Consider the following 7699-nt stretch of genomic DNA (forward strand, 5'->3'; position numbering starts at 1 on the left):
TTTTAAAGAACTTTATTCGGTGCTGCTTCTGCTGTTTGCTACGAAGCGTTGTGTTCGTTAGCAGCAGAGAGGCGAGATTATGAAGTGCTTCTCATTTTTCGTCAACCCCTGATTTATTTCTTTTTCTTCGCTGTCGCTGCGTTTGAAGCGGCGTCTGCGTCGAGGAGCGAGACTATAACAAACGATCAACCACTATGCAAGGTGACGATTCACATTTCGTTCAATTGCAGAGATAACCCATCCATAAGCAATACGTTCCTGCTCCAGGCGCAGGCGCTCGCCAAGTACGTTTTCGCGCAGTGCGCTGTATAGGGCATATTCCTCGGACGTGAGTCGCGTCAGCTCTCCCATAAACCGTTTGTCGGCATCTTCACTGCCCCACAGATGGCGATGCTCATGGAATGTCGCCCCATCCATCAATAGCGAACGTACCGCAGGCAATGCCGCCCGCAGGCGATCGAGGATCGCAAACCCATGGGTATCGATGTCGCCCCAATACACGACGTCGCGCTCACGCAACCAGTCGATTCCTGCCAGGCGGTCGATGCCATACCCGCCGCCGAACACCACCATGCTCGACGCTACCTGCGGAAACGCCAGCGCATTGATCTCGTTCTCGGTCACGAACACGTGCTTGACGCCGGTGCGCAGCCTGGCAAACTGCGGCACGGGCACCGTCAGGTCCGATAAGCCGCCGATGTAATGCGCCTCGTCGAGCATGCGAAAGCGAATCAGGGGCGGTTTGCCCAGCAGGCCATAGCGGGCTTCGAACTGACGCGGCCCGCTCGCGTCGACAATCGCCTCCAGCGGCAAGACCTGGTCGAGCAGCTCGGCGAACAGGCCCTTGCGCGCCTCGATGAACTTCGTGTCGACGCCGTGCGTATCGAGCTGGCGCAGATAGATCGCCGGCTGCGGGTGCGCGACGAACCAGTGCAAAACCGCCAGGACGCGCTCCCAACTCTCGCCATGTTCGAGCAGCTTGAGCGGATGGCCCCGCACCCAGGCGCGCAGTCGGGGAAATGACGCCAGCGTGCCAGCCGCCAGCGCGTCGAATCGGCGCGCCTCGTTGACGCGGCCGATCATGCGCAGCGCCTCGGCCTCGGACGCGATCACCGCAGCAAACGGGATGCTGTTGCGCCCAAGCTGGCGGTGGTTGATGTCGCGCCACTGGAGGTCATAGCCATGGCCGCGCTCTTGCCGGCTGCCGGCCTTCAGCGCCGCAACCCAGGCGCGCACCTGCTCGAACTGCTCGCCCATCACGGCGACACCCGGTTGCCGCAGCCGCAGTTCGTACGGGAAGAGCATTGCGCCATCCATGCGAGCCGCGAGCAGCGCGCCGCTGTCCCACAGCCGCTGCACCCCGGCGACGATATCGGCAGGCGTCGACCAGGCGGCGCGCGGCGAACTCATTGCGCGCGCGCGCCACGTTCGGCGCGATACTCTTCGATACTCAGGTAACGCAGCATCGACTGGCGCCCTTCTTCGCTGTGCACGAAACCCAGCCCGGCGACATACGGTTCGATGATATGAATCTTCTGCAGCGGCGTGACGATCAGCAGTTGCAGGTTCATGCGGCGAAACAGCTCCAGGCCATAGCGCGCCGATTCATCCGAACCGCGGCCGAACGCTTCGTCGATGACCACGAAGCGGAACGATCGTGAGCGCACCGCGCCCCACTCCAGGCCGAACTGGTAGGCCAGACTGGCCGCCAGCACGGTATAGGCGAGCTTCTCTTTCTGGCCGCCAGACTTACCGCCAGCATCCGTGTAGTGTTCGTGCTCGCGATCGTCTTCGCGCCAGCGCTCGGACGCCGAGAACACGAACCAGTTGCGTACGTCGGTGACCTTGCGGGTCCAGCGTCGGTCCATCTCGGCGCTGCCTTCACGGCCGCGAAAACGTTCGATGATGCGCCGCACCTGCAAGAACTTCGCTTCGGTATATTCCTCGTCGCTCGACCCGGTGAGCGCGCCTTCGGTGCAGCTGCGCAGGTCTTGCTGGAAGTCGCGCAGGTCGGCGTCGAGGCTTGGCTCGGCCTCCAGTGCGATGTACCGGTTCGGGTTGTAGTCGATCGCGTGCAGCGACGCGTTGATGGTGTCGACCCGCTCGCGGATGGTTTCGCGCTCGCGCTTGAGTTGCGACTGAAAGCCGGCGATCTCGCGGATCGTGTTCTCGTTGAGCAGCCCCTTGAATTTGTCGGCGAAGCGCGGCAAGTCGTCCGCTTCGAGCACGTGCAGCATGCGCCGGAATTCAGCGGCCGCGTCGATGCTGACATCGACCTCGCGCGCATCGAGCGGCCAGGTGCGCACGTAATCCTGCATGGCCGAGATGATCGTATCGCGCAAGCGCTCGATCTTCCTGGTTTCGGCATCGACCCGGGCCTGGATGAAGTCGCGCATGTCGCGCTCGCGGTTGTCGCACGACTCCACCGTCAAGGTGTGTTCGCCCAGCGCCTGTTCGCGCAACACGGCCAACGCCGCAAAGCGCGCGCGGATGGTGTTGTCAGCCGCCGCTGCCAAGGTGTCGCTCTCGGCCAGCTGCTCGCGCGCCGTGCGCAATTTCTCGACCAGGGTCGCCAGCAGGGCCGACGCCGTCGCATAATGCCCGTCGAGCACGGCCTGCTCGTCGCCGAGCGCGCGCAGCTGCTCCTGCAGGGTGCGCAGCAGGTCGGACGTCGAGGCCAGTTCTTCCTGCTCACGTTCGAGCCGGTCGATCGACGCCACCAGCGACTTCCAGTCCAGCTCCGTGAAGTGCGCGTACACCGCCAGTTGCTGCCACAGCCCATACACCTTGTTGAAATCGTCGACCTCACGCTTGAGCGCGACGATCTGCGCGGCGTGCGCCGACACGCGCGTGGCCAGATCGCGTTCCTGCTTGGCCAGGGCGGCGATCTTCGCATCGTTCGACCAGCCCAGCACGTAGCTGGTGCGGTCATCGATCGGGCGCCGGTCATCCTTCTCGTGACGCTCGCCGCCGGCCTTGAGCTGGCCATTGCGGGTGATCGCGCGCTGCTCGCGCCGGAACTGGTCCATGTTCTCGCAGCAGGCGTAGTCGAAGCGGCGCGCCAGTTCGTGCGCGATCCAGCCATAGAACGGCGAGGCCGGTTCGATGGCCAGCCGGTGCACGAGCGATTGCGGATGCAGCGCCGGCGGCTGGCTTGCTGCCTGCGGCCGCACCCGGTAATACACGAGTCGCGCGCCAAGGTGCGTGCGCTCTGCCCACGCCGCCACCTGGACGTAGTACGCCTCGGGCACCAGCAGCGACAGGCCGAAGGCATGCAGCAGGCGCTCGGCTGCACCCTCCCATGCACGCTCCTCGTCACGCACCTGGATCAATTCGCCGATGAACGGCAGTGTATCGGGCGCGATCGACAGCGCCTCGCACAGCGCGGCGCGCACGGCCAGCATCTGGCGCGGGATGTTCGAGCGGCGCTGGCGCAGCGACTCGAGTTCGCCCGTCAGTTCGCCGTGCAGCAGCCGCAGTTCGCGCACGGTCACGCCGGCCTCGGTCAGCCGGTTGCTGCGCTCGTCGCGCTGCACGACGCAGTCGGCCTGGCCCAGGGCGATGGCGCGGCCATTGGCGTCGAAGGTGTCGGCGTCGACCGCCGCCGGCAAGCCAAGCGCGCCCGCGATCAGGTCATATTTTTGCGCGCGTTCGCTGCGCTCGGTCTTGCCTGCTTCGATGCGCGCGATCTCGGCGCGGATCTGTTCGATGCGGTTGCCGCCGTTGGCCGCGATGGCGGCGGTGAGTTCATCGCGCGTGCGGGCCTGCACGCGCCGGTCGTGCTCGAGCTGCGTGAGCCTGGCGCCGGCGCGCTCTTCGTCGAGGGCCCAGTTGGTAATACGCTTGTCGAGCAGCTCGCCTTTCAGGTGCGCGAACCAGGGCCGCAGCGCATCGCGGCAGCCACGCAGTTCGTCGACCTGCTCCACCAGCGTGGCGTGACGGTCGCAATCGGCCGTCAATGGCCCGAGGCGGTCGATCTGGGCGCGCGCCTTGAGCACCGCTTCGTGCGCGCGATTGAGGTCGTCGAAGTGCGTGATCAGCGCATCGATGCGCGGTTGCACCGGGAACGGTTCGAGCATGTGCTCGCGCACGAACTCGGTCAGGTTGCCGACCGATTTCATTGATATCGTCTGGTGGAACAGGTCCATCGCCTGTTCCGAGCCGATACCGAACCGACGCCGGAAATCGGCGCCGTACGACGGGAAACTGTCGTGCAAGCTCACGCCAGCCGTGGCACGCAGGCGCTTGCGCAGCTGGGTGACGTCGCTGCCGAAGCCCGAGAAATGCTCGGCGATGGCAAGGGCGCTTTCGGCCACCACATAGAAGCGCTCTGGTTGGCCGCGCGGGTCTTTGAACCAGAAGACCTGCGCGAGCGTGACGGTCTGCTCGTAGCCTTCGTTATGGAATTCGCCAAGCAGCACCGAGTAGCTGCGGTGGTCGCGCAGCGCGACGGCGCGCGCGCTCATGCCGGTGTCGCCGCGCTCGGACTTGAAGTGCCCGAGCACATAGGTGCGCAGCGAGCGCTCGCGCGCGTCGGCGCCGGCCGCCTTGTTGTACGAGACCTTGTTGGCCGGGACCAGCAGCGTCGTCAACGCATCGACAAGGGTCGACTTGCCGGAACCGATATCGCCAGTCAGCAGCATATTGTCGCCATCGGGCTGCAGTCGCCACACGCGCGCGTCGAACGTGCCCCAGTTGTACACCTCGAAGCGGCGCAGCCGGAATCCGGCGCGCTCGACGCTTGCCGGCGCGTCGTGATGGGCTTCATGCGGCGCGTTCATTCGGCCTCCCGCGGATCGAGCGACGCAGCATGGGCCGCATAGCCGTCCAGGCGCTGCGCGAAGTCATCGAGCCACTGCGCATCGACGAACGCCTTGAGTACGCGCCGCACTTCGAACTGGCCTTCTTGCGCGCGCAGGCGGCGCAAGAATCCCAGCTCGACGACCTTGTTCAGGTGCGTGTCCATGCGGTCGAGCAGGCGCGCCTCATTCGCGGTATCGGGCAGGAACAGGCGCATCTGGTCGGCGATGTCGTCGCGGCCGATCACGAGCCGGGTGTCGCCACTGGTGGCGTCGAATTCGGCCAGTTTCTTGCGCAGCAAAACGAGGATCAGGCTGACCGGGAAACTGAGCGGGCGCCGCTGCACCAGGCGCGGCATGTCCGGCGCATCGGGCACAGGCGCGCGTTGGCGCAGATAGGCGTAGCCCTCGGCTTCGTCGAGAATCAGCTCCAGCCCGATCACGCTGCAATAGTCGCGCACGCGCGCCTGGAGGTCGAGCAGGCTTTGCCAAAGTGTCTCGGCACTCTCGCGATACAGCACGCCCTGGAACAGGCTGACCAGCACGGGGCCGAGTCGGTTATCGTCGCTCATTGGTTCTTTATTCTTCGTGGTTCGTGTCGCGCAGCGTGAAGATCACCATCGGCAGCGTGGCCTGGCGTTGGCGGCCGTCGCCGCCGGTCCAGGCGATGGACTCGGTGCCCTCGTCGTCGATCATGGCCGCGACATCTTGTGTCGCCAGTTTCAGGTACGTCGCCAGTTCAGCCAGGCCCTGCTCGATCGGATGCTCGGCGATCACCGCCGCGAGCGATACCTGGCTGCGGGTCTGCAGGGCGCGCCGCACATTGGATGTCAGGCGGCCCTGGTCGACGTAGACCTGCTCGAACAGCGCGTCGGTGACGATCGTGGCGCTGGCTTCTTCGACCACCGCCGCGCGCAGATCGGCCTTGAACGGCGGCGTGTAGAGCAGGCGCTCCATCGGCAGGCCGAGGTCCGCACCGGCCATGTCAATGCTGGCGAAGTCCGCCTCGGGTATCTGCCCGCGCATCGCCAGGGCCTTTTGCTCGACCTGGCGAATCAGCTCCATGATACGGCGATTCTCGAGCCAGGCCTGGTCGTCCAGATAGCGGCGAAGTTGCTCGGACAGGCGAGCAACCGTGCGCTGCGTGACCTCGCCGGCTTCCAGCCAATCGTAGTGGATCCGGCGCAGTCGCGTGTCCGGGTCAAGTTCGCGGATCGGCGCCAGGGCCATCACGTGTGCGAGCAGCTTGCTCAATTCGTCCTGCCGCGCCGGCGACATCAACAGATCCCAGAAAGCCCGGAAGCTGCGGCCTTCGTCGGAATCGGCGATCTGGTCGCGCCAGGCGAAGATCTGCTGCAGCAGTTCGCCCTTGCCGCCGTCCCAGGTGGCGATCTGTTCGCGCACGCTGCGGTCGAGCGTGCGAAAGTTCTGGTCGAGCGCGCGGAAATCGGCCAGCAGTTCGCGCGCGGTGGCCGCCATCTGCAGGAAGCGTTCGCGCACCTGGGTCGGCTCCATCAGCGTCAGGTGGCCTTCCCGGATGTGGGCGATCTGCGCATCGATGTCGGCGCGCCGTGATTGCAGCTCGGCGATGCGCGCCCGTGGGTTGAGCTCGGTGCCGTCGGTGATCTGCTTGAGCAGGTCGAACACGGTCATCAGGCGCGACTCGGTGCCGATGAAGGCGCGCTGCCCAAGACCTTGCAGCCACTCGAGCGCCTGCTCGCTCGATGAGGTCAGGTCGTAATGGGGCTCGTCGTCGCCGGCCGGATAGTATTTGCGCAGCCACCCACGCTCGTCGGACGCCCAGTCATCGAGATAACTGGCGGCGCTTTTCGGGAACAGCGTCTCGCCGCTGACCTGGTGCAGCTGGTACAGATGGTCGTCCAATTGCGACACCAACTGCTGGCGCGCGATGGTGCGCACGTTCGGCACGACAAACACGTGGTGCAGGAAGCTGGCGATCATGGGCGCATGGTCGGCGGCGAGAAGCCGCCAGGCCGGGTGCGAGCGGCGCTGCGCGTGTAACTGCTGATAGTCCATCGTTGTCTGGCTGGTCAGGGAGAATCGGGCGACATCGAGGCAACCAGCGCGTGATACCAGCGTTCCTGCCGCGTCTTGTGCAGACGGTACCAGGCGGTGGCCGTGTCCGGGCGCCATACCTTCAGCATCTTGAGTACTTCGTACGAGAATTCGAGGGGCGCCAGGCCGCTCGCGGTGATCAGGTTGTCACCGCGAACTGCCGGCTTGTGGCGGTACAGGGCCTCGCCGGCGTAGTCGGGGCAAGCGGCTTTCAATGATGCGAGATCGTTGGAGGTGTGGCGACGACCGTCGAGTGCGCCGGTGCTGGCGAGGCCAACCGTGGCGCCGCAAATGGCGGCCACATTGTGACCCTGGTCGAGGACATCGCGCGCCAGGTCCAGTATTGGTTTGACGAGTGGCGTTTCCCAGCCATCACCGCCGGGGAGCAGGATCAGGTCGTTGGCCTGCAATTGAACGGTATCGGCCGTCACATCGGGCTCGTAGCGCACGCCGCCCATGCTGTGCACCGGGTCGAGGGTCACGCCGAGTTTGACCAGGTTGAAGGCCATGTCGGGATCGCGGAAGAAGCGCCGACTGTGCAGCTCGGCGGTCAGGTAGCCGATTTCCCAATCCGCCATTGTGTCGGTTACCGCGAGATAGACGTTCATTGTGGTGTCCTCACTGGATCGGCTTGGTTTGACAGCGATATCGATGCATTGGCACCAATAATACCGCTGAGCGTGCATGATCGATCGCCCAACGGCGAAAAGCCCCGCTCAGAATCTCTGAGCGGGGCTTTTCTATATTACTAGCCTGACGATAACCTACTTTCACACTGGTTGCAGCACTATCATCGGCGCAAAGTCGTTTCACGGTCCTGTTCG

6 protein-coding genes are annotated in these 7699 nt (G+C 64.8%); all 6 read right to left on the reverse strand.

What is annotated here, in order from left to right:
- Positions 1–192 precede the first annotated feature (192 nt).
- Positions 193–1410, reverse strand: a complete 1218-nt coding sequence (locus AB2N08_RS22805) for a Wadjet anti-phage system protein JetD domain-containing protein (RefSeq protein WP_367613190.1) — start codon at positions 1408–1410, stop codon at positions 193–195.
- Positions 1407–4781: an ATP-binding protein gene (locus AB2N08_RS22810; RefSeq protein WP_367613191.1), complete on the reverse strand. Its 3375-nt coding sequence runs from the start codon at positions 4779–4781 to the stop codon at positions 1407–1409. The genes AB2N08_RS22805 and AB2N08_RS22810 overlap by 4 nt, the downstream gene beginning before the upstream one ends.
- A complete protein-coding gene (locus AB2N08_RS22815; RefSeq protein ID WP_367613192.1) occupies positions 4778–5371 on the reverse strand; it encodes a DUF4194 domain-containing protein in 594 nt (197 codons plus the stop codon). The genes AB2N08_RS22810 and AB2N08_RS22815 overlap by 4 nt, the downstream gene beginning before the upstream one ends.
- Positions 5372–5378: 7 nt before the next feature.
- Positions 5379–6836: a DUF3375 domain-containing protein gene (locus tag AB2N08_RS22820; RefSeq protein WP_367613193.1), complete on the reverse strand. Its 1458-nt coding sequence runs from the start codon at positions 6834–6836 to the stop codon at positions 5379–5381.
- A gap of 14 nt (positions 6837–6850) precedes the next feature.
- A complete protein-coding gene (locus tag AB2N08_RS22825; RefSeq protein ID WP_367613194.1) occupies positions 6851–7483 on the reverse strand; it encodes a DJ-1/PfpI family protein in 633 nt (210 codons plus the stop codon).
- A gap of 10 nt (positions 7484–7493) precedes the next feature.
- Positions 7494–7699: hypothetical protein (locus tag AB2N08_RS22830; protein ID WP_367613195.1), on the reverse strand; the 206-nt coding region annotated here is incomplete at its 5' end.

This window comes from Massilia aurea, assembly GCF_040790145.1.
Classification (GTDB): domain Bacteria; phylum Pseudomonadota; class Gammaproteobacteria; order Burkholderiales; family Burkholderiaceae_D; genus Telluria; species Telluria aurea_C.